Source organism: Pseudomonas onubensis (assembly GCF_965653655.1).
Taxonomy (GTDB): domain Bacteria; phylum Pseudomonadota; class Gammaproteobacteria; order Pseudomonadales; family Pseudomonadaceae; genus Aquipseudomonas.
Genome location: NZ_CBFHAZ010000004.1, coordinates 62489 through 83373, shown reverse-complemented (window position 1 = coordinate 83373; position 20885 = coordinate 62489). Strand labels below are relative to the sequence as shown.

Annotated in this window: 15 protein-coding genes, 1 tRNA gene and 4 pseudogenes; 10 read left to right on the top strand and 10 right to left on the bottom strand. The window is 57.1% G+C overall.

Translation table 11 applies throughout. The features are described 5' to 3' along the window. Positions 1-135: 135 nt before the first annotated feature. The 5 genes and pseudogenes from gacA to ACTD9P_RS02775 form a co-directional block, all read left to right on the top strand. Positions 136-777 carry a response regulator transcription factor GacA gene (gene gacA, locus ACTD9P_RS02795; RefSeq protein ID WP_003190387.1) on the top strand — a complete coding sequence of 214 codons (642 nt, stop codon included), beginning with the start codon at positions 136-138 and terminating at the stop codon, positions 775-777. A 1-nt stretch (position 778) separates the two neighbouring features. Beyond that, a complete protein-coding gene (uvrC, locus tag ACTD9P_RS02790; RefSeq protein WP_138815548.1) occupies positions 779-2602 on the top strand; it encodes an excinuclease ABC subunit UvrC in 1824 nt (607 codons plus the stop codon). A 32-nt stretch (positions 2603-2634) separates the two neighbouring features. Continuing rightward, complete coding sequence (gene pgsA / locus ACTD9P_RS02785) at positions 2635-3195, top strand: CDP-diacylglycerol--glycerol-3-phosphate 3-phosphatidyltransferase (protein ID WP_138815549.1); 561 nt, start codon at positions 2635-2637, stop codon at positions 3193-3195. Between the two features lie 63 nt (positions 3196-3258). Further along, positions 3259-3334 (top strand) — tRNA-Gly (locus ACTD9P_RS02780). Positions 3335-3563: 229 nt separating this feature from the next. Continuing rightward, positions 3564-4883 (top strand): annotated as a pseudogene (locus tag ACTD9P_RS02775) (tyrosine-type recombinase/integrase); the annotation flags it as partial. Here the strand turns inward: ACTD9P_RS02775 and ACTD9P_RS02770 are convergent. Beyond that, entirely contained in the window at positions 4873-5235 is a 363-nt protein-coding gene (locus ACTD9P_RS02770; RefSeq protein WP_438866627.1) for a conjugal transfer nickase/helicase domain-containing protein, read from the bottom strand. The pseudogene ACTD9P_RS02775 and the gene ACTD9P_RS02770 sit on opposite strands and share 11 nt — an antisense overlap. A 24-nt stretch (positions 5236-5259) precedes the next feature. After that, a complete protein-coding gene (locus ACTD9P_RS02765; protein WP_219268432.1) occupies positions 5260-5685 on the bottom strand; it encodes a LexA family protein in 426 nt (141 codons plus the stop codon). 474 nt (positions 5686-6159) lie between these two features. On the opposite strand from ACTD9P_RS02765, the gene ACTD9P_RS02760 reads away from it, so the two are divergent. Both ACTD9P_RS02760 and ACTD9P_RS02755 read left to right on the top strand, forming a co-directional pair. Next, positions 6160-6492 carry a hypothetical protein gene (locus tag ACTD9P_RS02760; RefSeq protein ID WP_438866591.1) on the top strand — a complete coding sequence of 111 codons (333 nt, stop codon included), beginning with the start codon at positions 6160-6162 and terminating at the stop codon, positions 6490-6492. A 136-nt stretch (positions 6493-6628) separates the two neighbouring features. Next, the gene (locus ACTD9P_RS02755; RefSeq protein ID WP_438866590.1) at positions 6629-7540 is read left to right on the top strand and encodes an ADP-ribosylglycohydrolase family protein; all 912 of its coding nucleotides are present in this window, start codon (positions 6629-6631) and stop codon (positions 7538-7540) included. 22 nt (positions 7541-7562) lie between these two features. Here the strand turns inward: ACTD9P_RS02755 and ACTD9P_RS02750 are convergent, their stop codons facing one another. From ACTD9P_RS02750 to ACTD9P_RS02730, 5 genes and pseudogenes are all read right to left on the bottom strand, one after another. Beyond that, on the bottom strand, positions 7563-8759 hold the full coding sequence (locus ACTD9P_RS02750) for a hypothetical protein (protein ID WP_438866589.1): 1197 nt from the start codon (positions 8757-8759) through the stop codon (positions 7563-7565). Positions 8760-8772: 13 nt separating this feature from the next. Then, positions 8773-9660, bottom strand: a complete 888-nt coding sequence (locus ACTD9P_RS02745; RefSeq protein WP_438866588.1) for a nitrilase family protein — start codon at positions 9658-9660, stop codon at positions 8773-8775. 95 nt (positions 9661-9755) lie between these two features. Further along, a pseudogene (locus ACTD9P_RS02740) lies at positions 9756-11717 on the bottom strand (flavin monoamine oxidase family protein). Positions 11718-11852: 135 nt separating this feature from the next. Continuing rightward, entirely contained in the window at positions 11853-12155 is a 303-nt protein-coding gene (locus ACTD9P_RS02735) for a type II toxin-antitoxin system RelE/ParE family toxin (RefSeq protein ID WP_438866587.1), read from the bottom strand. Beyond that, positions 12152-12463: a type II toxin-antitoxin system RelB/DinJ family antitoxin gene (locus tag ACTD9P_RS02730; RefSeq protein WP_438866586.1), complete on the bottom strand. Its 312-nt coding sequence runs from the start codon at positions 12461-12463 to the stop codon at positions 12152-12154. The genes ACTD9P_RS02735 and ACTD9P_RS02730 overlap by 4 nt, the downstream gene beginning before the upstream one ends. Before the next feature lie 37 nt (positions 12464-12500). Here ACTD9P_RS02730 and ACTD9P_RS02725 point away from each other — a divergent pair, with 37 nt between their 5' ends. After that, positions 12501-12773, top strand: coding sequence for a hypothetical protein (locus ACTD9P_RS02725; RefSeq protein WP_438866629.1), 273 nt, complete (start codon positions 12501-12503; stop codon positions 12771-12773). Here ACTD9P_RS02725 and ACTD9P_RS02720 read toward each other — a convergent pair. From ACTD9P_RS02720 to ACTD9P_RS02710, 3 genes and pseudogenes are all read right to left on the bottom strand, one after another. Then, positions 12689-12928: pseudogene (locus ACTD9P_RS02720) on the bottom strand (hypothetical protein). The gene ACTD9P_RS02725 and the pseudogene ACTD9P_RS02720 overlap by 85 nt on opposite strands. A gap of 291 nt (positions 12929-13219) precedes the next feature. Then, positions 13220-14206 (bottom strand): annotated as a pseudogene (locus tag ACTD9P_RS02715) (conjugal transfer nickase/helicase domain-containing protein); the annotation flags it as partial. A gap of 100 nt (positions 14207-14306) precedes the next feature. After that, positions 14307-15947 carry a methyl-accepting chemotaxis protein gene (locus ACTD9P_RS02710; protein WP_438866585.1) on the bottom strand — a complete coding sequence of 547 codons (1641 nt, stop codon included), beginning with the start codon at positions 15945-15947 and terminating at the stop codon, positions 14307-14309. Between the two features lie 525 nt (positions 15948-16472). On the opposite strand from ACTD9P_RS02710, the gene ACTD9P_RS02705 reads away from it, so the two are divergent. Then, positions 16473-17099, top strand: a complete 627-nt coding sequence (locus ACTD9P_RS02705) for a response regulator (protein ID WP_438866584.1) — start codon at positions 16473-16475, stop codon at positions 17097-17099. Next, complete coding sequence (locus tag ACTD9P_RS02700; protein ID WP_438866583.1) at positions 17099-20755, top strand: transporter substrate-binding domain-containing protein; 3657 nt, start codon at positions 17099-17101, stop codon at positions 20753-20755. Before ACTD9P_RS02705 ends, ACTD9P_RS02700 begins: the two co-directional genes overlap by 1 nt. Positions 20756-20885: the final 130 nt, after the last annotated feature.

The following is a 20885-nucleotide window of genomic DNA, read 5'->3' as shown; positions in this document are numbered from 1 at the left end:
CAGCGCTGCTCGTCATCCGGCTGGCAGCTTAATCGTGTTGAAACTCTATATATATGACGCTTGCAGCTAGGTCTGCGCCTTGGTTTTTTGCTAAGGTGTTCAGCAACCTATAAGACCATATCGCGAGGTGTCTGCTTGATTAGGGTGCTAGTAGTCGATGACCATGATCTCGTTCGTACGGGCATTACACGAATGCTGGCTGACATCGATGGCCTGCAAGTAGTCGGCCAGGCCGAATCGGGAGAGGAATCCCTGATCAAGGCCCGGGAATTGAAACCCGATGTGGTGCTGATGGACGTCAAGATGCCTGGGATTGGCGGTCTTGGTGCCACGACCAAATTGTTGCGCAGCCATCCGGACATCAAGGTCGTGGTGGTCACCGTGTGCGAGGAAGACCCATTTCCTACTCGCCTTCTGCAAGCCGGAGCGGCGGGTTACCTGACCAAGGGCGCGGGCCTGGCCGAGATGGTGCAAGCCATTCGCCTGGTATTTGCCGGCCAGCGCTATATCAGCCCGCAGATTGCCCAGCAGTTGGCGATCAAATCGTTCCAACCTACCAGCGACTCGCCGTTTGATGCGTTGTCGGAGCGGGAAATACAGATCGCCTTGATGATCGTCGGCTGCCAGAAGGTGCAGACGATCTCCGACAAGCTGTGCCTGTCGCCTAAAACCGTTAACACCTACCGCTATCGTATTTTCGAGAAGCTCGCCATCAGCAGTGATGTTGAATTGACCCTGCTCGCGGTGCGCCACGGCATGGTGGACGCCAGCGCCTGACATGACCACACCGTTTGATCCAAGTGCCTTTCTCTCAACCTGCAGTGGCCGCCCTGGCGTGTACCGCATGTTCGACAGCGAGGCGCGCCTGCTTTACGTAGGCAAAGCCAAAAACCTGAAGAACCGCCTGGCGAGTTACTTTCGCAAGACCGGGCTGGCGCCGAAAACCGCCGCTCTGGTGGCGCGTATCGCCCAGGTTGAAACCACCATCACCGCCAATGAAACCGAGGCGCTGCTTTTAGAGCAGACGCTGATCAAGGAATGGCGGCCGCCCTACAACATCCTGCTGCGTGACGATAAATCCTACCCCTACGTGTATTTGTCCGACGGTGACTTCCCACGCCTGAGCATTCATCGTGGGGCGAAGAAGGCCAAGGGCAAGTACTTCGGCCCGTACCCGAGCGCCGGCGCGATCCGCGAAAGCCTGAGCCTGCTGCAAAAGACCTTTTTTGTGCGCCAGTGCGAAGACAGCTTCTACAAAAACCGTACGCGGCCATGCCTGCAATACCAGATCAAGCGTTGCAAGGCGCCTTGTGTCGGCCTGGTTGAGCCTGCGGAATACGCCGAAGATGTGCGCCATTCGGTGATGTTCCTCGAAGGACGCAGCAATGCCCTCACCGATGAGCTCTCCGGCGCCATGGAGCAGGCCGCCAGCACCCTGGATTTCGAACGGGCGGCCGAGCTGCGCGACCAAATCTCGCTGCTGCGCCGCGTGCAGGACCAGCAAAGCATGGAAGGTGGCACCGGCGACGTCGATGTGATCGCTGCCTTCGTCAACCCCGGCGGCGCCTGTGTGCACCTGATCAGCGTGCGGGGCGGACGAGTGCTGGGCAGCAAGAACTTCTTCCCGCAGACCGGTATCGACGAGGAAGTGGCCGAAGTCATGGCCGCCTTCCTTGGCCAGTACTACGTGAGTAGCCCTGAGCGCGACTTGCCGTCCGAACTGATCGTCAACGTGGTGCACGAGGACTTCCCCACGCTCATCGAGGCGATCCACGAACTGCGCGGCCGTGAGCTGGACATCAGCCACCGTGTACGCGGCACCCGCGCGCGCTGGCAGCAACTGGCGGTGACCAACGCCGAGCAGGCATTGGGCGCACGCCTGGCCAATCGTCAGCACGTTGCCGCACGTTTCGATGCCCTGGCCGAAGTCCTTAACCTCGACGAGCCGCCCCAGCGCCTGGAGTGCTACGACATCAGCCACTCCAGCGGCGAAGCCACCGTGGCCTCCTGTGTGGTATTCGGGCCGGAAGGGCCGATCAAATCCGATTACCGGCGCTACAACATCGAAGGCGTCACCGCCGGCGATGACTACGCCGCCATGCACCAGGCCCTGACGCGGCGCTTCAGCAAACTCAAGGACGGCGAGGGCAAGCTCCCCGATATCCTGCTGGTGGACGGCGGCAAGGGTCAGTTGTCCATGGCCCGTGACGTGCTCAACGAACTGGCGGTGCCTGACCTGATCCTGCTCGGCGTGGCCAAGGGCGCCACACGCAAGGCCGGTTTCGAGACGTTGTACTTGAATGATGCCGCCCATGAGTTCACTTTGAAGGGCGACTCGCCTGCATTGCACCTGATCCAACAGATTCGCGACGAAGCCCACCGTTTCGCCATTACCGGCCACCGCGCCCGCCGTGGCAAAACCCGGCGAACCTCAACCCTGGAAGGGGTGGCAGGCGTAGGCCCGACCCGCCGTCGCGACCTGCTTAAACATTTTGGTGGCTTGCAGGAGCTATCCCGTGCCAGCATTGACGAAATAGCCAAAGCACCCGGTATCAGTAAAAAGCTCGCAGAATTGATTTATGCAAGTCTGCACAGCGAATAGAATGCCTTCTCACCTCGTAGCCAGTTGTGCCGATGAATATCCCTAATCTGATCACCGTTCTACGCGTCCTGCTTATCCCGATTTTCATTTTGTTGTTCTATTTGCCCTACGAATGGAGCTACGCCGCCTCCAGCTCGGTATTTGCCTTTGCCGCCGCGACCGACTGGCTCGACGGCTACCTGGCACGCCGCCTGGAACAGAGCACGCCGTTCGGCGCGTTCCTCGACCCGGTGGCCGACAAGCTCATGGTTGCCGTCGCCCTGGTCCTGCTGGTGCAGGAACATGGCAACCTGTGGCTGACCCTGCCGGCCGCCGTGATCATAGGCCGCGAGATCGTCGTCTCGGCCTTGCGCGAATGGATGGCCGAAATCGGCGCCCGCGCCCACGTGGCCGTCTCCAACATGGGCAAATGGAAAACCGCCGCGCAAATGCTCGCGCTGGTGATTTTACTGGCCAACCCATCGGACTTCTCGGTATGGGTGCTGATTGGCTACGCCTTGCTGCTGATCGCCGCGGGCCTGACCCTGTGGTCCATGCTTCAGTATTTACGCGCCGCCTGGCCGCACCTGCGCACCACCGTTGAAAAGAAATAAAACTTTTTTGAATCAAAGGGTTGACGGGGGTTCTGGATTCTATAGAATGCACACCACCAAGACGCGGGAATAGCTCAGTTGGTAGAGCACGACCTTGCCAAGGTCGGGGTCGCGAGTTCGAGTCTCGTTTCCCGCTCCAAACATCGATCTGCAGAGTTCCATGGAAGTCTGTAAGTCACTGAAAATAGACGCCTAGGCGTCTTTTTTCGTTCCGTCAGCATCCATCGAAAGCCATGGGTATCTGGACGTTTTTAGTCCAGAATCTAGTCCATAAACATGACGGGCTTCGAGATCGGATTGTTGCAGGAGCCCGACGAGTCATTTGCTGAACATCTAGCCCTGAATTCCACCTTCAGGAGGCTAAAAGCATGGCTCTTTCAGATGCTGCCGTCCGGCAGGCCAAACCCACCGGCAAAGACTACACCCTCGGCGATATTGACGGCTTATCTCTAGCGGTGACGGCCTCGGGCGGGCGTTCGTGGCATTTCCGTTACTGCTGGAGCGGCAAGCAAAAGCGCATGTCGCTGGGGACCTATCCGCAAGTCAGCTTGCGTGAGGCGCGCTCCCTTCGGGATGAAGCGCGCAAATTGTTGGCTCAAGGGGTCAGTCCCCAGGCGCATCGCCGGCACACTCGTGAAGCCGACCGGCAAGCAGAAGAAAACACGTTTAAGAGTACGTTCGACCACTGGATCGAGCATCGGTCGCTCTCCCTCAAGGAAGGCCGTCAAAGCACGCTGTCTCAGATTCGGCGGATCTTTGGCAAGGACGTGCTGCCCACGCTGGGCCTGTGTTCTATCGGGGAGGTGCGCCGCCCCGATCTGTTGGCGGTGTTGGCGCGGATCGAGCAGCGCGGCGCGTTCACTACTGCCGAAAAGTGCCGGACCTGGTTCAATCAGTTGTTTCGTTTTGCCATGGTCAAGGTTCCGGATCTCGAGCAGAACCCTGCCTCGGACCTGGATGTGGTAGCAATGCCCAAGCCGCCGGTGGTCCATCAACCCTTCCTGCGTATGGCCGAGCTTCCGGCCTTGTTGCACACCTTGCGTGACTACGGCGGGATGGCGCAAACGCGGCTGGGCATACGCCTGCTGCTGTTGACCGGGGTCCGCACGGGCGAACTGCGCTGGGCGACGCCGGCTCAGTTTGATCTTGAGCGCGGGCTGTGGACCATACCGTCCGAGGTGGTCAAGCAGTTGCAACTGAAAATGCGCAAGAAGAGCAAGCGTTTACAGGACATCCCTCCTTACATAGTGCCGCTGTCGACCCAGGCGGTGGAGGTGGTGCGCCAACTGTTGAAGCAGGTGCGTCCCGCGCAACGTCATTTGCTGTCCCATCGCAGTAATCTAGGGCAGCGGATCAGTGAAAACACCCTCAATGGCGCCCTGCGTCGGATGGGCTATGTCGATCAACTGACGGGCCATGGTATCCGGGCCACGCTATCTACTGCATTGCATGAGATCGGCTATCCCAAGCCATGGATTGACGCCCAGCTTTCCCACGCGGATCCGGACAAGACCAGTGCCACCTACAACCACGCCGAGTACGTGGAGTTGCGTCGACACATGATGCAGGACTGGGCCAATCGGCTGGATCTACTGGAGGGGGGCAATCTGAAGGCCGCCAGCACACGCCTGATCATTCGTCTGGAGGGTGTGCCCCAGTTGGGCGAGGGCGTAGCTCTCAATCCTCCGGTTGCTTTGTCTGTGCATGCGGGATAGCGCCTTGAATCAAGCGCAGGTAAGGGTTATCGAACGTGGCCGACGGCATCACTGCCATTGGGGCGCGTAACAAGTAGCCGTGCAGGCGCTTGCCTCGCCGCGGGCCGCACACCTCGCAGGTCCATAGGTTGAGGTCGTCGGCGCGTTTGCGGTGTTGACCTAGCCGTTCGAACTGTTTTTGCAGCCATTGCCAGTCGGCCACGCCTTCGGGTTTGGCCGTGGTGATTGATTCGGGGTGTTCCTGCAGGTAGCGCCGAAAGATGCCAGGGCTGACCAGAAACAGGGTGCCGTCCACGGTGTGAAGCAACGCCGTGGCGTCGTTGATGGCCAGACGAAGACGGGAGTCTGCTTAGACATGGCTGCGCACGGTGCTGGTGATGACGCCCCAGATAGATAGTTCGTCGCCCTCAAGGATGTAACGGGCAGGGTATTTAGGGTTGTCAGACAGCAGGATGATTTCCTTGCCGCGTTTGCACAGGCGTTTGCAGATGGGCTCGTTGTTGAGTACCGCAACGACGATGTGGCCGTGTGCGGGTTCGATTGAGCGATCGACAATACCGATGTCACCCTCGAAGATGCCGGCGCCTTGCATGCTTTCGCCGGTGATGGTGATCAGGTAGACGTGGGGCGCGCGGATGTTGAGGACTTCATCCATCGAGATGTGCTGCTCGATATGATCGGCAGCCGGAGAGGGGAAGCCGGCGGGTAAATGGAATGAGTAAAAGGGCAAGGTTGCGCCGCCCTCTGCGATGGGGCCTCGTATGATGATGCTCATGGTGTGGCCCTTTTACAAATGCTGTACGTATGTACAGTTAACTGTGTAGTCCACGTGTGGTCAATTTTTCTGTGGGAAATTTCGACAGACGGAGCGGGAGGGCGTTGGCGTTGTCTATCGGTACCATTAAGGAAATCAGGGCATGTACGGCCACTATAGAGCTGGTTTCAGGTCGCTCAATTGAGCTTGCGTTTGAGGTAAGCAGTCGAAGAGGGCAACGTATAATTTCTGTCGGTGCGTATACCGGGCCATTATTCGTTCTTTTGTTAACGTCGATGAAAATTTTGGAGAGGACTTTTAATGTTGGTCGGTCTACGAACTGCAGATCGCCGAAAGCTGCCTATCAGCAAAGTTAACAGACCGCATACACAGGCCATCAACTGCTGTATACCGCACAATTTCTAATAATCACCTCTACCGCGGCCATACTGGCGCGGACGTTCATACATCCCTATAGACCCTCTGAGAAACACTATGAAAACCGAACTAACTGAAGAAGAAATGCGGCAGGCACTGTTCGGCGTATCTGACCCCGTTGTACCAGCAGTTGTTGAAGATCAAACCGACTCGGCCCCGGAAGTTGTGATCCCGCCCAAGGTGTTGCCAAAAAAAGCACAAAAAACCTCAAAAGGCTTCACTCCCAGACTCCGGGTTACGCTGCGAGTGGGTAATGAATTCGAAGGACAGATGCACGAAATAACTCATGAGGCTGATACCCTCAGTTCCCTCGTCGCCGAGCAAGAAGCCACTAAGGCCGCCAGGAAAAAGTTTCGCTTTGTTGAGGTGGTCTCGGTCAAGTCAATGTAGTGAGCGATGGTCGTGTCTCGACCGTATTGCGGTGATTCTGTACGTCGTACGAATGAGTCAGTTGCATCCTACAGACTGAGTAGGGTGGGAACTGGAATAGTGCAGTGACCTAAATATCTCCATGAGCGAATCACAAATGCTTATTTCTTTGTCGGATCGTTTTCGTGGGTGCTTGCTAGGCCTGGCCTGTGGCGATGCCGTTGGCACCTCTGTTGAGTTTATGCCGCGTGGCTCGTTCCCAGCCGTCACAGACATGACCGGCGGCGGTCCTTTCAGTCTTCAGCCTGGCCAGTGGACCGACGACACATCCATGGCGCTGTGCTTGGCGGAGAGTTTGGTGCAGAAGGGCGGTTTTGATCCGGTCGATCAGATGCAGCGCTATCTGAGCTGGTGGACATCGGGCTATCTGAGCGCTACCGGGGAGTGCTTCGATATAGGCCTGACGGTGCGCCAGGCGTTGGCTGACTTTCAAAGCAACGGCGATCCCTACGCGGGCTCCACGGACCGTTACTCGGCCGGCAACGGTTCACTCATGCGGCTTGCTCCCGTCGTTCTGTTCTACTTTCCTGATACCCATCGAATCCACACCTTTTCGGCTGATAGCTCTCGCACGACACACGCCGCTCAAGAGGCAGTTGAATGCTGTTTGGTGCTAGCGGCTGTGATTTCCAACGCGTTACGTGGTGAGTCAAAAGCGCAGGTGCTGGGAGTGGAAAGCTGCGATTTAACTGAACCCAAAGTGATTGCGATTGCTCAAGGGACCTACCGGGAAAAGGTCTGCGCTGACATTGTTGGCTCAGGTTATGTCGTCGCTTCGCTGGAGGCCGCACTTTGGTGTTTCCACCAGACGGATAGCTTTGCCGAGGCTGTGTTAATGGCTGCGAATCTGGGGGATGACTCGGACACTACCGCGGCAATCGTTGGCCAGGTTGCCGGTGCCTATTATGGCGTGCAAGGTATTCCAGAGGATTGGTTAGACAAGGTGTGGATGCGTAAGCGCATCCAGGCCACTGCCGATGCGTTGTTGCAGATGGACGAGCCTCACTAAGACACTCGCCCATCGCCCCGGATCAATCCGCGATCAGTAAGCCGATGGCAGGAACAATCAACAGTGTACTGATTGCCATCGACAGCACATTCCCAATATACGGATGCAGGTAACTCGGCAACCGGCCAGCAATCGCGCACGCCAACGGCGGCGCAATCAGCGCGCCCAGCACCGCGCTGAGCACAATGACCGACATGCTACCGCCATAGGTCAGCACCGCCGCCGGTACCACCGACACCAAGGGCACATAGGTCGGGTACCAACCCCGTTTTCGCCATTGCTGTCGCCACAGCAGAATGCCCAGCAGAGAGGTGAGCGCCTGGCCTGCCACCAGGTGCAGTACCCAGCCCGACCCATAGGCGGGGCTTAGGGGATTGAGCGAGTAAGCCAGTAACACTCCCGCGAGCAAACCCAGACTTGCCCACTCATTGCCGAAAAAAGGCGCTTCGGAAAAGTCTGCCAGTACACGACGTAACGTCCAGCGTAAGCCGTAATCGGGAGTTTTCAGAGGCGCGGCGGGAGGGTCGCTGGTGTTGGCTTCAGGTGCACGACTAACCAGCACAGGCACTGCACGACACAGTAAAAACGCCACGACGCTACCTAGGGCCATGCCCAATACATTGCCAATCACCACCGGCAATCCCAACGGTATGCATAAGAAGTTGACTATCAACAAGCAGCTTGGCGTCACCAGCAGCGCGCCGAGCAGGGCACCATTGAGCGTGACCTTCCAGCCTCCACCAAACAGCAGCACCATCGCGGCCGGCAGTGACACAAAGGCGGCGAACGTCGGTTGCCAAGTGTCGGCGGTCAAGGTCCAGCCCCAGAGTGCATTGCTCAGTAACAGCCCCAGCAATGAGCTGGTCACCAGCCAAGGCCAAAGCCCCGTGCCGTAGGCGATGCTGAAGCCTTGCCAGCCTTGGGCATAGCGACTGGTCCAGTAACCGAAAGCGCCACCGAGCAGCAAGCCGATTGACGCGAACTCGTGTTTATAAAACGCCACTTCACTGATATCGCCGACCACCCAGCGCAACCACGCGGTCGGCGCAGGCAGGCTGGCCATCATGTCGTTGTAGCTGGGCCAGAGCACCTGCGTCGAAGTGGAGTAAGCCACTGACAATCCTGTGAGTGACACGACCAGGGTAAGTGAGGCCAGGATCAGGATGACAAGGTGGCGAACCGATGAGTCAGACGACGTTTTTGTTGGTATGAAGTCCATATTCCCACCCCCATCAGCGTGGCAGGCACGGATGATGGCGATAGCCGAGCATGCCGTCGTAGAGGTCCGCCCGACGATCGCGCTGCAGGTCGTTCAGGCTGTTCCAGATCGGTGCGCTGCGGGCGCTGGAGAGGTCGATGTCCGCGTAAATAATCGCTTGCTCGTTGGGTGAGGCGACATTGCCGATAGGCCAGCCATTGGTGCCGGCAATCAACGAGCAACCGAGGTAACGCGCGTCCTGTTCTTCGCCGATGCGGTTGGCGGCCGCAATAAACACGTTGTTGACGTGGGCGGCAGTCATGGTCAGGTACGAGGCCATGCATTTGCCGGCTTCGTCGAACAACGGCGGTGGCGTCCACACCCAGTTGTTCAGGCTGCAAATGATATCGGCACCTTGTTGGGTCAAGATGCGCGGGACTTCGGGGAACCAGATGTCCCAGCAGATCAGCAAACCAATGCGGCCGATGGGCGTTTCGAATACCGGAAAGCCCAGGTTGCCGGGGGTGAACCAGAGTTTTTCCTTATTCCAGAGATGGGCCTTGCGGTACTTGCCAATCAGGCCCTCTGGCCCTAACAGCACAGCCGTATCGAACAGTTGCATGCCGTCACGTTCAGCCAGACCGGCCACGAGATACACCTGGTGAAACTGGGCGAAATCCATCCAGGCGCGGATGCTGGGACCGTCTGGAACGGGTTCGGAATGGAGATAGGCATCCTGGCGATTGTTGAATAGATACCCGGTGTTGGCCAACTCGGGCAGCACAATCAGGTTGGCGCCATTGTTCACCGCCTGCAGCGCAAGGCTGAGGCTGGTCTCCAAGTTGGCGGGGCGGTTTTGTGTACCGACTTGCGGATCGAATTGCACAACGGCGACGCGGACGGGACTCGTAGAGTCGTTCATGTTCTAGACCTCTTTTTATTGTTATGAGCCCACCTGTAGGGGTGGGCGTTTAATAGGAAGTCTTTTTTGCTTGTGCGTCAGTAGGGTGTTTCCGTTTAAAGCGTAGGCTGTTGCTGTATTGGCGATTGCCCTTGATAGCGCGGGTAATCATCCAGGGTAAACCCTCCGTTGAAGGTGGCCTGGGTCGTGTGGCAGAGGTTGATCACCGCGTCGACAGCGCCGCGCAGGCAGGGTTCGGTCCAGCCGGCATCCACGGAAAAGGATTCGCCCGCCAGATACAGCCCGGAAACAGGGCTGTAGTCGCGGTTGTACTGCATCAAGCTAACCGCGTCGTAGTAAGTACCTGCTCGATACAGCTTGGCGCAGCCCAGCGCGTTCTTGTCAGTCATCCAGCGTTGAACGACGGCGTTTTCTGTGTCGATATAGGGCGATATCGGCGTTTTGATATTGGCGCTGCGCGACAAGATACGGTCCAGTTCCGTGACGCATTTATTGACCAGCGCTCGATCGTCAAAGGCGGCGAGTTTGGTGGCGTCATCCTCCCAGGTGTAACTGAGCAAAATGCAGTCATAGGGATAGGCGTCGTGGTAGCGGTAGGTGTACACATCGTGGATAAAACTGTCGGTGACCATAATCTGCGGAATCTTTTTGTTTTTTGACAGGAAGCTCTTTTTCAACGGTGCGTAGACCTTGCAGCTGGTTTCCCAGTGAGCAGTTTTATAAGCGTTGGTGACGGTGTACGGAAGCATGGCCAGGTTGAAATTCTCCAACTGAATGTGGGTTTCGATGATCCAGGACGGTAGCGTCATGATCACGGCATCGAAGTCTTCATGGCGTTCGGTTTTGCCGGTGGCGCTGCTGGCGTGCCAGTCGTAAACCACACGGATTTGGCCGTTTTCCAGCTTGGTCAGTCGTGTCACCGAGCTGTCGGTGAGAAAACCTGCGCCGCGTTGCCGGCTGTGATCATAAAAGGACTGGCCGTCGACCTTGGTTTCCATAAACAGCAGACACTCATCCAGCGCTGCCAGGCCGAGATAACGTGGCGCGTCGAACGCCAGGTCATTGCAGTCTTTGAGAGTGGTTTCCCCCAAGTACGGAGACGGCGCGGGGTTGCCGTTAATGCCCACGCGCCCGTGCACCAGTTGCAGTTGGCTGCTGAAGCCGAAAATGGCCGTGCGTAACGGATAGAGGCAGCACACGTCATAAAACGCGCCCCAACTGCCATCGCCGATACCGATGGAATAGAAAAGGGTGGACTCTTCCGAGGTCATGCCGAGCCCGCCGAAATCGCCGGGATTCGATGGCTTCCACGCAATACTTGCCAGCGTCACCAAGTCACGAAAGGACAGTTTCTAGTAACGAGTGACGATGGCGGACCATAGGGATTCCCACAGTGGCGTGCCATAGCTCTGCGCGACTTGTCGGGTCATCTGGTCAGCGAATTGGCGCCACTTCGCATACACCTGCTGCAATTTTTCTGTGGGTGGTGGTGTGTGGTCTTGCGGGTTTTTCCAGATCAGCATTTGCGGCTCAGGCTGTCCCTCAAGCAACCCTTCACGCAGGTAGATGCCGGTGCTGCGTACATGGGGTGTGCCTGGGTTGGGGAAATCGGATAGCCGCAGTTCAAAGAGTTTGCAGTAGTAAGCCAGCAGGGATTGGCCGTCTAAAGGAGATTCACCTACCCGGTTGAAAAGTGGCATGCGCATGGCGCCCATCTCAAAAGGTGTCTGCCCCAACAGGGGGGATTGGCCTAAGTTGAGCGCCGATAGATGGCGCCCACCAATGCGATGCGACTGTTCCAGTAAAGTGACGTTAGTGAACCCGCAGCGAAGCAACTCACGCGCAGCAGTTAATCCGGTTACGCCAGCGCCGACGATGCAGATCTTGTAGTCGGGTTGGATCGCTTTGGCGATGCCGAATTCCTGCTCGACCAATTTCCGGTAGTTGAAGCACAAGTCCGGCGGGCTGGGGAAACGGCCTCGCCAAGAGGATGTGTCTTGTGCTGGAAGGTGATTGGCGGCGAAGGCGGGGTAGTCGTAGGTGGATCCGATGGTCATGGTTCACGCTCCAGAGTCTGCTCGGTCGGGTGAAGGGACCGTTGGCAATGGCGGGTGAATGTAGTGATGCGAGGAGGAGGTGGGGTGGTAGATCTTTGTGGTGGAGGGGATAACTTACTTAGGTTTACAGGCCGATCATGGGTCGATTTGTATTGGTAGTTCTTCCGGCCAGTTTTGCGCCTCATGAAGTATGCGCAAGATTCGCACGCAATCGTTGTGAGTGCTGTAGGCGGCAATATAGGGCGTACGATCAATGACTAGCTCGAGTGTCCCTTCGCACCTTCCCATGCGACCGCTTTCGGGGAACAGCTGTAGACGTTGGGTTTGCTCTGAAATCCGGGTATCTATTTCGATGGCCGCACGGGGATTGTCCTGCTCGATGAAATCGAAGATTGCATCACGATCTTTCAGCGCCCAGGGCGACCATTCCAACTTCATCCTTTAATGCCTTCCGACAGCTTGCGCTTTGCCGTGGCGCGGCGTTCGGCGAAGTGAGCTTCGACATCTTCAGCAGCGATTGCCGGGCGTGGGTCGTCCAGCGCTTCTTGTACTTTGGCGCGAAACCAGGCGTCGTAGGTGGCGGGGTCAGTGGCGAAGCCAAGGGGCAACGCACCTTCGTTAGCGACGCGGGTGAGTAGGATACGCACGGCGTCGGAGACTGTTAGTCCCAGGTTGTTCAAAACCACCGTAGCGCGATCTTTCACATCTGGGTCTATGCGGGTCTGGATCAGGGCATTACTGGCCATGATAGGTATTCCTACGAAGGGGTTTGAGTCGAATGTAATGCAGTTGAATGACAAAAACCATGTCCGTCGGTCTGCTGCTACCGATCGGGTTGATATCCAAAACGATGGATCATATCTCGACAAAATGGATGGCTGCGTTCAGGGGGGAATGCAGCTTGGGCAGGCGGGGCGGGGGAAGCTATCCGATTGGATGGTCCCCCGCAGAGAAAAAAACGCGATTAGTGATTATTGCATCAGCTTCATAACGCCAATCAGCACACCAACGGCGGCCGATAACATGAAGCCCAAGCGCAACGTGAGTTTTGACTAAAGCTGTGCAATCTGAGTTTGCAAGTTCGCGATATCTACCTTGGTAGCGAGAAATGTATTCAAGTCGGCCTCCATCGCATCGATTACAGCATTGGCTTTCTGCTCGGGTACGTTGATTGAGGTCAACGCCTGGTACAGAGCAATTTCGAGTTTCATATGACCTCCAAAGTAGCAAAGGCCGACCCCATACGGGAAGGCCCGTAAGGGGTGGGGGATAAACGGCTTCCATCGACCTGAAGTCGAATGATCGCACTACCGGAAGCGGAGCGATCATGGGCGGGACCTCTGCGGTGAACCGCAGCGCAGCCTGAAGATCCTGGCTGCTGGCATGTGGCTGAAAGGCTCAGCCGGACACAGGGGCCAATGTGAAAGCGATTGGCAATCTCGTCAATTCAGAAGGGGCACCGCGCGTTGACGGATTGTTCGCTAAGCGTTGTGTGTAAATTCCTACTGCATGCTGGTGGTGATGAGCTGCAGGTAAGGATTGTTCAGAGCCAGTTCGTCGAGCAGGTTGCCGGGATCGGTCAGCAGGTAGCCGTGCAGTTGGCTGCGTTTGCGCGGGCCTTGCACGTTGCAGGTCCAGATATTCAGGTCATTGGGCTGTTTGCGGTGTTGTCTCGGGTGCTCAAAGTGCTTTTGCGCCCATTCCCAGTCGGGGAGCTTGTCCTGCTTGGCCAGGCGGGCGAGGTAGGGATGTTCTTGGGCGTAGCGTTGAAACAGGCCTGGGGTGACCAGAAACACAGTGTTGTCCACGGTATGGACCAGGGCTTTGGCGTCATTCATTCGCAGGCTGTGGTTGCGCACGCCTCGTGCCAACCACGCCATAAAGTGCTGGCCTGGTGAAGGTTGATTGTCTGCGTCTTCGGTCATCCTTGGGGGCGGCGCTTCTTCGAGGAGCGTGAAGTCCCATAGCCCCTCAGGTGGATCGGTTTGCGTCAAATCCTCATTCGGTGGGGCAGGGCTTTGGGTCGAGGTTTCCACAGTAACCGTGCCTGCAAAGGAGGGTGGTCGTGTGTCGGCCTCCCAGATCAGGGCAGGTGCCAGCTTGAGCAAGGTGAAACGGTGCGACCAGCCGTTGTCCCCGGTGACAGTGGCGACCCAGATAGCCTTGCCCTCCGGGTTGGCCTGGGCGATGCCGTGTTCCTGCAACACATTGAACACTGCCGTATTGCTCTGCGGGATGCCATCGATGCCTTGAGCGAGCAAGTGGGCGCGCAGTTTGTCGCACACGGTTTTGCTCACCAGCCACAGGGCGTCCTCAGGATGCCAGGTACGTCCGTTGGTGTATTCCACGCGCAGGTCGGCAGCGATTTTACCCAGGTCGTGGAGTAAGGCGGCGTAGGTCACGGCGGCAGTCCAGGCTTCAGATTGAGCGGCCTGGGTTTCCGGGGCGGCGCCGCAGGGGAGCAGGTGGGATTGGCGCAGTTCGATTGCGTTTCTCGAGGAGGCGACGCAAAGGGCGTCTACCGTTACCCAAACAGCCACTCAATAGCGTGGCTGTTTTTTCTGCGGTTTTGGTCCGGTGCATTCGAGCCTAGAGCTTGAACCGTGCCACCAGCTCGTTGAACGACACGGCCAACCGCGCCAGCTCCTGGCTCGAGGCGCTGGTTTGATGGGCGCCTGCGGCCGTTTGTGTGGACAGGTCCTGGATGTTGACCAGGTTGCGATCCACTTCGCGGGCCACGTTGGCTTGTTCTTCCGAAGCGCTGGCGATCACCAGGTTACGGTCGTTGATTTCTGAGACGTTATGCGCAATGCGCTCAAGCGATTGCCCGGTAGCTTCTGCCAAGCGTTGTGTTTTTACGGTCGTGGACTGGCTGTTGGTCATCGCACGTACTGCCTGCTCGGCCGCGTTGCGCACGGTACCGATCATCGATTCAATTTCCACGGTCGAGGCTTGGGTTCTCGCTGCCAGTGCTCGCACCTCGTCGGCCACCACGGCGAACCCTCGACCTTGCTCGCCGGCACGGGCGGCTTCGATGGCCGCGTTGAGGGCCAGCAGGTTGGTCTGGTCGGCAATGGAGCGGATCACTTCCATCACCTTGCCGATTTCGCGTACCTGGCCCGCCAAGTCTTCAACCATCAGGCTGGAGGCGCTGATTTCGCAGTTGACGTTATTGATGGCGGTAACGGCTTCCTGGGCCTGATCACGACCACTTATGGCCAGGGCGTTGGCGGCTTCCGAGGCTTGTGACGTCGAGATGGCGTTACGCGCAACCTCTTCAACGGCGGCCGACATCTGCGTAACGGCGGTGGCGGCTTGCTGGATTTCGTCATGTTGACGGCCCAGGCCACGGCCGCTTTCCTCGGTGACGGCATTGAGTTCCTCTGCCGAGCGCGCCACCTGGTTTGAGGCATTGGCAATTTGCTCAATGGTGTCTTTCAGGCTGCCTTGCATGTTGCCCAGCGCTTTGAGCAACTGGCCTGTTTCGTCGCTGCTGCCCGGCTGGATACGTTGGGTCAGGTCACCCGAAGCAATGCGCTGCGCGCTGTCGACCGCCGCATTGATCGGCGCACTGATCAAGCGTGTGATCCACAGGCCCAGGGCAATGGCGGCCATAAACGCAAACACAACGCCGCACAGCAGATAGAGGTTGGCAGTATGTTCTTGAACATCGGCGTCGGCGGCACCTTCGCCGATCTGGCGATTGTTGGAGCCCACCATGATGTTCAGTTCTTCCAGCAGCACTTCATAGCCACGTTGCAGTTCGTTGGTCAACAGAACCTGGGCCCCCTCGATATCGCCGGACTGCAGCGTGGCCAGAAAGTGATTCACATTGGCTTGATAGGCTGGCCAGTCTTTGTCCATCTGCTCGCCGGCGACACGTTCGTCATTGGCCAGCGGGGTGGCGCGGTAGACAGCATAGGCGCGTTCGCTGATGACCTGATTGTCTTTAAGCGAGCGCAACACTTCACGCTTGGCGTCATCCGAACCGTTATGCGTCCACAGGTCCAGAAGGCGGAACAGGTCACGGTTCTGAGCGATGGTGGCGGTCTTGGTTTCGTTGGTCTTGGACACGGACAACAAGTTGTTGGTGTACACCCGCTTCAGGCTGTCCGATAGCAGATTGATGCCCCTGCTGCCCAGGCCCCCCACAGCTAATGTAATGAGGGCGCAAAGTATGAACGTCGAAATAAGTTTGGTTGAAAGTTTTGCATCGAGAAAACGGTTCATTGAATGTCCGGGACGAAGTTTACTGAAGGTCAGTGTTGGCAGTGACCTTGACGTGTAAGTCGCACTCATATCGCGTCGTAGTGATGACGATTAATCAATGCGTCAGGGCTGGTTATTCAGGCTGAGTATTGTGCGGTAGTGGCAAAGCGAAATCACACAAGCACTTCCTAAAAGGATGTAGGAAAATTCCTACCGATCTTGTTCGGGGTCTGTATGGGTTTGGGTGCAGATAATCGGGCTTGCCATCGTTGGCCGGCGGTTAAGCCCACGGGCGGCTTAATAGCCATATAAAATAAATGGTTTAATAATGTGTGATTTGGTTCGTGAGTGTTCAGGTTTGCGCAGGTTATATTTCAGGGTGGGCTCAATATTTCAATTTAATGAAATAAGTTTCCGCTTGGCTTAATGTAAGGTGGTTTTGCGCCGATATCAGAGGGAACTATTCGTGTAAGTATGCACTGAGCGAAGTTTTCGCAGGGCAGGACGCCAATGACTTACATTCTCATGCAGTGTCTGGAGGTCTAAATGTATAAAGCCGTTATCGTGGATGACCACCCGTTCATTCGTTCAACCGTCAAAATGATCCTTAAACAGGAAGAGTTTGTGATCGCTGCAGAAGCGGATAACGGCGCGGATGCGATTCAACTGGTGCGTGAGCATTTGCCCGATTTGCTGGTACTGGATATCGCCATGCCGAAGCTGGATGGGCTGGATGTGCTGGGGCGGATCGCCGATCTGGAAATACCGGTAAAGGTGCTGGTGCTGACCTCGCAATTGCCTGAGTTTTTTTCGATGCGCTGCATGAAGGCGGGGGCGGCGGGCTATGTCTCCAAAGTGGATGACCTGAGTGAATTGATCCGGGCCGTCAAAGCCGTCATGGCGGGCTATACGTTCTTTCCGAACCTGACGGTCAACTCTGTGCGCAGAAACGATGTGGAAGCCACCGAGCGCGCACTGATACAGCATTTGTCCGACCGTGAGCTGACCATCCTGCAGCAATTGGCCAGTGGGTTGAGCAATAAGCAGATCGGCGATGCAATGCTGCTGAGCAACAAGACCATCAGCACCTATAAGGCCCGCCTGATCGAGAAACTGAACGTGAACTCGCTTGTTCACCTCTCCGAGTTTGCCAAACGCAACGAGCTTATTTAATGAATACCTATGTAAGACTCGGCTTGGTGCTGGGCTGTTTGAGTAGCCTGGTGTCGGTGCCGTTGCAGGTGATGGCTGCCCCCCACACCCTGCAGCTTTTGAGCCGCACGGCTGGGGAGGACCACGCGGTGAACCTCAGTGAGGTTGACCGGGCTTGGTTGCAGCACAAGAAAACCCTGATCCTTGGGGTTTCCGAGCCCGATTATGCGCCGTTCGAGATCATGAATACCGGCGACGACCTGGAGGGGATTACCGGCGATTTTACCGCGATGCTGTCGAGCCGGTTAAAGGTGGATGTCGAGGTTAAACACTATGCCTCGCGCACTGATGCGATTGGTGCACTGAAGCAGGGTGCCGTCGACATGCTCGGCACGTCCAGCCGTTTCGAGCGTGCCCATCCCGGGCTCGTGCAGTCACGGGCTTACCTGCGGGATCAGTCGATACTGGTGGTACGCGAGAATGACCAAAGCGTCCTGGCGCCTGATCTGGCGGGTAAGCGTGTCGCCATGTTCGACCATTACCTGCCGCTGGATGCCGTCCAGGCTTTATATCCGCGCGCTAACGTGCAGTTATACCCCACACACCTGGCTGCGATCGGTGCGGTCGCCTTTGGCAAGGCTGACGTTTATCTGGGCGACTACATCAGCGCCAATTACCTGATCAACAAAAACTACTTGAACAATGTGCATCTGGCGGGTTTTTCCCGTGTGGAGGCCAGCCAGTTCTCGTTTGCAATGAGCGCCGATAATCCAACGCTGGCGCGCATCATCAACACGGTGCTGGACACGATCTCAGTCAATGACCGCGCCAGTATCCTGCGGCGCTGGAGCGCGGGCGCAGGCAACATGCAAGCCCGTCGTCAATTGCAATTGAGCGAAGGTGAGCGTGACTGGATCGAACAGCATCCGGTGGTCAAGGTACTGGTCAATGACGACCTGCCACCTTTGTCTTTCGTGGATGAAAACGGAAATTTCCGTGGGATCACGGCGGATGTCCTGGCCAGGGTCAGCCTGCTGAGCGGGCTTAAGTTTGATCTGCAGCGTGGCAATGCGCCCGGCCGCATGCTGGATGAGGTGAAGGCCGGCAACGCCGATGCGTTGGCGGCGTTCATTCCCAACATTGAACGCGGCAATGAATTGCTGTTTACCCGGCCTTACCTGACCACGCCGCTGGTATTGATAAGCCCTGGCACGCCACAAGAAGTGCCGACGCTCGACGTTCTGGCGGGAAAAAAGATTGCGGTGGTGCACAACAACCTGCAGGTACAACGTTTTATCACCGAGCATTTTCCAAGCGTGCAGGTAGTGCCTGGGGAGGCCTCAACCGCTGTGCTGGGTATGACGGCAAAGGGCACTGTCGATGCGGCAATTGTTCCGCTGATCAGCGCTCGTTACCTGCTGGCGCGTGATTATTCCGGGAAAATGAGCATCAGCTCCACAGTCGGCAGCGAGCCTGCACGGGTTGCATTCGGTATCAACCCTGGGTCACCTCAACTGCATTCGATCATCGACAAGGCGCTGTTGAGTATTGCGCCGGATGAAATGGATGAGTTGACCAACCGTTGGCGCAACGAAGTGCTGACCAACAGTGCCTACTGGTTTGAACACCGCGCCACGATTCTTCAGGGCCTGGCGGCGTCCGCGCTGTTGCTGCTGCTGGCACTCTGGTGGATCGCACGGCAACGCCGCTTGATCAATCGCCTTGAGGTGGCTGAAACCGCATTGTCCGATCAGCTTGAGTTCCAGAATGTATTGGTTGATGGCACGCCGCATCCGATTTATGTGCGCAATCGGGAAGGGCGGATGGTGTCCTGCAATCAAAGCTATCTGGATTTTTTCAAGTTCGTGCCGGACGACGTGATTGGCAAGACCATCGTCGAGATGAAAGACGTCGATCCTGTGGTAGGTCGGGCCTACCACGACGAGTGTATGGCGGTGATGGAGTCGGGCCAGCCATTGGTCAGGGACCGTCGGCTCATCACGCTGTTGGGGGATGAAATATCGATCTATCACTGGTTGCTGCCTTACCGCGGCAGTGATGGCAATGTCGTCGGCATCGTTTCCGGCTGGCTGGATATCAGCGAGCGCGAGCGCTTGCTTGAGCAAGCACACGAAGCCAGAGGCGCGGCAGAAGAAGCCAACCGTGCCAAAACCAGGTTCTTTGCCACCCTGAGCCATGAGATTCGCACGCCGATGAATGCGGTGATCGGTATGTTGGAACTGGCGATGAAGAAGGCCGACCAAGGCATCCTGGATCGTGTGGCTATCGATGTTGCGTCGGATGCCGCACATAACCTGCTGGAGTTGATCGGCGATATTCTTGACGTGGCGCGCATGGAGTCCGGCCGTATGGCGCTGGCGCCTGAGCGTATCAACCTGCGCGTCCAGGTCGAATGTCTGTTGAGCATTTTCGAGGGCATGGCCCAGCGACAGCAACTGGTGCTGATTCCGCATATTTCAGCCGATGCCGATTGCGATGTCTTACTCGACACCCTGCGCTTCAAGCAAATCATGTCCAATATTCTCAGCAACGCCATCAAGTTCACCACCGAAGGCGAGATTCGCTTGATCGTCGACGCCCATGCCAACTATGAGCGCGACCTTCTTAAGGTGCGCCTGCTGGTTGAGGACACCGGTTCGGGTATTTCCATAGAAGATCAGGAACGCCTGTTCCACCCCTTTGCCCAGGGCAGCAACAACGTCCAGTCGGGTCGGGGGGGCTCGGGCCTGGGCCTGGTGATCAGCCGCAATTTGTGCGAAATGATGGGGGGCGAGTTGCGCCTCAACAGTGAGTTGGGCAAGGGCACGCAAATCGAAATGCTCTTCGAGCTGCCGATCCTGGCGCCGATTGAAGTGGCGGATATTCAGGCTGATGAACTGGTCGAACAGCTACGCATATTGAATGTGCTGGTGGTGGATGATTACCCCGCGAACCGCATGGTAATGACGCAGCAATTGGCTTACCTGGGGCATCGCAGTGAGGATGCACCGGACGGTTCACGAGGTTTGAGTGCCTGGCGCAGTGGGCGCTTCGACGTGATTATCACGGACTGCAATATGCCGGTTGTGGACGGCTATGACATGACCCGTGCGATTCGTCACGAAGAAGCAAAACTGGGCCTGGAGCCTTGTCTGATTCTCGGTTTTACCGCCAGTGTCGATGCTGATGAGCAGCAGCGTTGCCTGGAAGCCGGCATGAACGACTGCCTGACCAAACCCATCTCGCTCAAGGAGCTGAGTAAGCGTCTTGCACAGGTTGAGCCGGGCAACTATACGGCTTGCGCCTCAGGCTTCGGCGAAGAGATGCCGCAAGGGCGTATTGATCTGTCCAACCTGTCACTGTTGACACGTGGCGATGCACAGACTTTGAACGGGTTGCTGGCGGACTTGGCCAGCAGCAATACCGACGATATGGCGCAACTCGCTACTTCGTATGTCGATCAAGACTTGCAGGGCCTTGAGGACCTGGCCCATCGGGTCAAGGGCGGCGCACGTATTATCAAGGCCAAGTGGCTGATCGAGGCGTGTGAACAGCTCGAACTGGCTTGCCGCGCCGATGTTGAAGCCGAGCCGGAGGCGCTGGAGCAATCCGTCACCCATCTGGCGCGAGAAATGATGGCCATCGCTGATGCGCTGAAGGCACGCAGCGAGATGTGACTACCAGCCAGCAACTGTTAAGTCTGTAGGACTCAGCGCTGAAAATTACTCTTGGGAAATTTCCTACATTCTCAGGGGCGGTTTCCTCGGTGCTGGGTTCACATAATCCATCAATATGATCACCAGCGAC

Bases quoted from the DNA above. Each gene is read 5' to 3' on its own strand.
- uvrC (WP_138815548.1), top strand. From the start codon at position 779: ATGACCACACCGTTTGATCCAAGTGCCTTTCTCTCAACCTGCAGTGGC.
- pgsA (WP_138815549.1), top strand. From the start codon at position 2,635: ATGAATATCCCTAATCTGATCACCGTTCTACGCGTCCTGCTTATCCCG.
- ACTD9P_RS02765 (WP_219268432.1), bottom strand. From the start codon at position 5,685: ATGAGCATCATCATACGAGGCCCCATCGCAGAGGGCGGCGCAACCTTG.
- ACTD9P_RS02760 (WP_438866591.1), top strand. From the start codon at position 6,160: ATGAAAACCGAACTAACTGAAGAAGAAATGCGGCAGGCACTGTTCGGC.
- ACTD9P_RS02755 (WP_438866590.1), top strand. From the start codon at position 6,629: ATGCTTATTTCTTTGTCGGATCGTTTTCGTGGGTGCTTGCTAGGCCTG.
- ACTD9P_RS02750 (WP_438866589.1), bottom strand. From the start codon at position 8,759: ATGGACTTCATACCAACAAAAACGTCGTCTGACTCATCGGTTCGCCAC.
- ACTD9P_RS02745 (WP_438866588.1), bottom strand. From the start codon at position 9,660: ATGAACGACTCTACGAGTCCCGTCCGCGTCGCCGTTGTGCAATTCGAT.
- ACTD9P_RS02735 (WP_438866587.1), bottom strand. From the start codon at position 12,155: ATGAAGTTGGAATGGTCGCCCTGGGCGCTGAAAGATCGTGATGCAATC.
- ACTD9P_RS02730 (WP_438866586.1), bottom strand. From the start codon at position 12,463: ATGGCCAGTAATGCCCTGATCCAGACCCGCATAGACCCAGATGTGAAA.
- ACTD9P_RS02725 (WP_438866629.1), top strand. From the start codon at position 12,501: ATGCAGTTGAATGACAAAAACCATGTCCGTCGGTCTGCTGCTACCGAT.
- ACTD9P_RS02710 (WP_438866585.1), bottom strand. From the start codon at position 15,947: ATGAACCGTTTTCTCGATGCAAAACTTTCAACCAAACTTATTTCGACG.
- ACTD9P_RS02705 (WP_438866584.1), top strand. From the start codon at position 16,473: ATGTATAAAGCCGTTATCGTGGATGACCACCCGTTCATTCGTTCAACC.
- ACTD9P_RS02700 (WP_438866583.1), top strand. From the start codon at position 17,099: ATGAATACCTATGTAAGACTCGGCTTGGTGCTGGGCTGTTTGAGTAGC.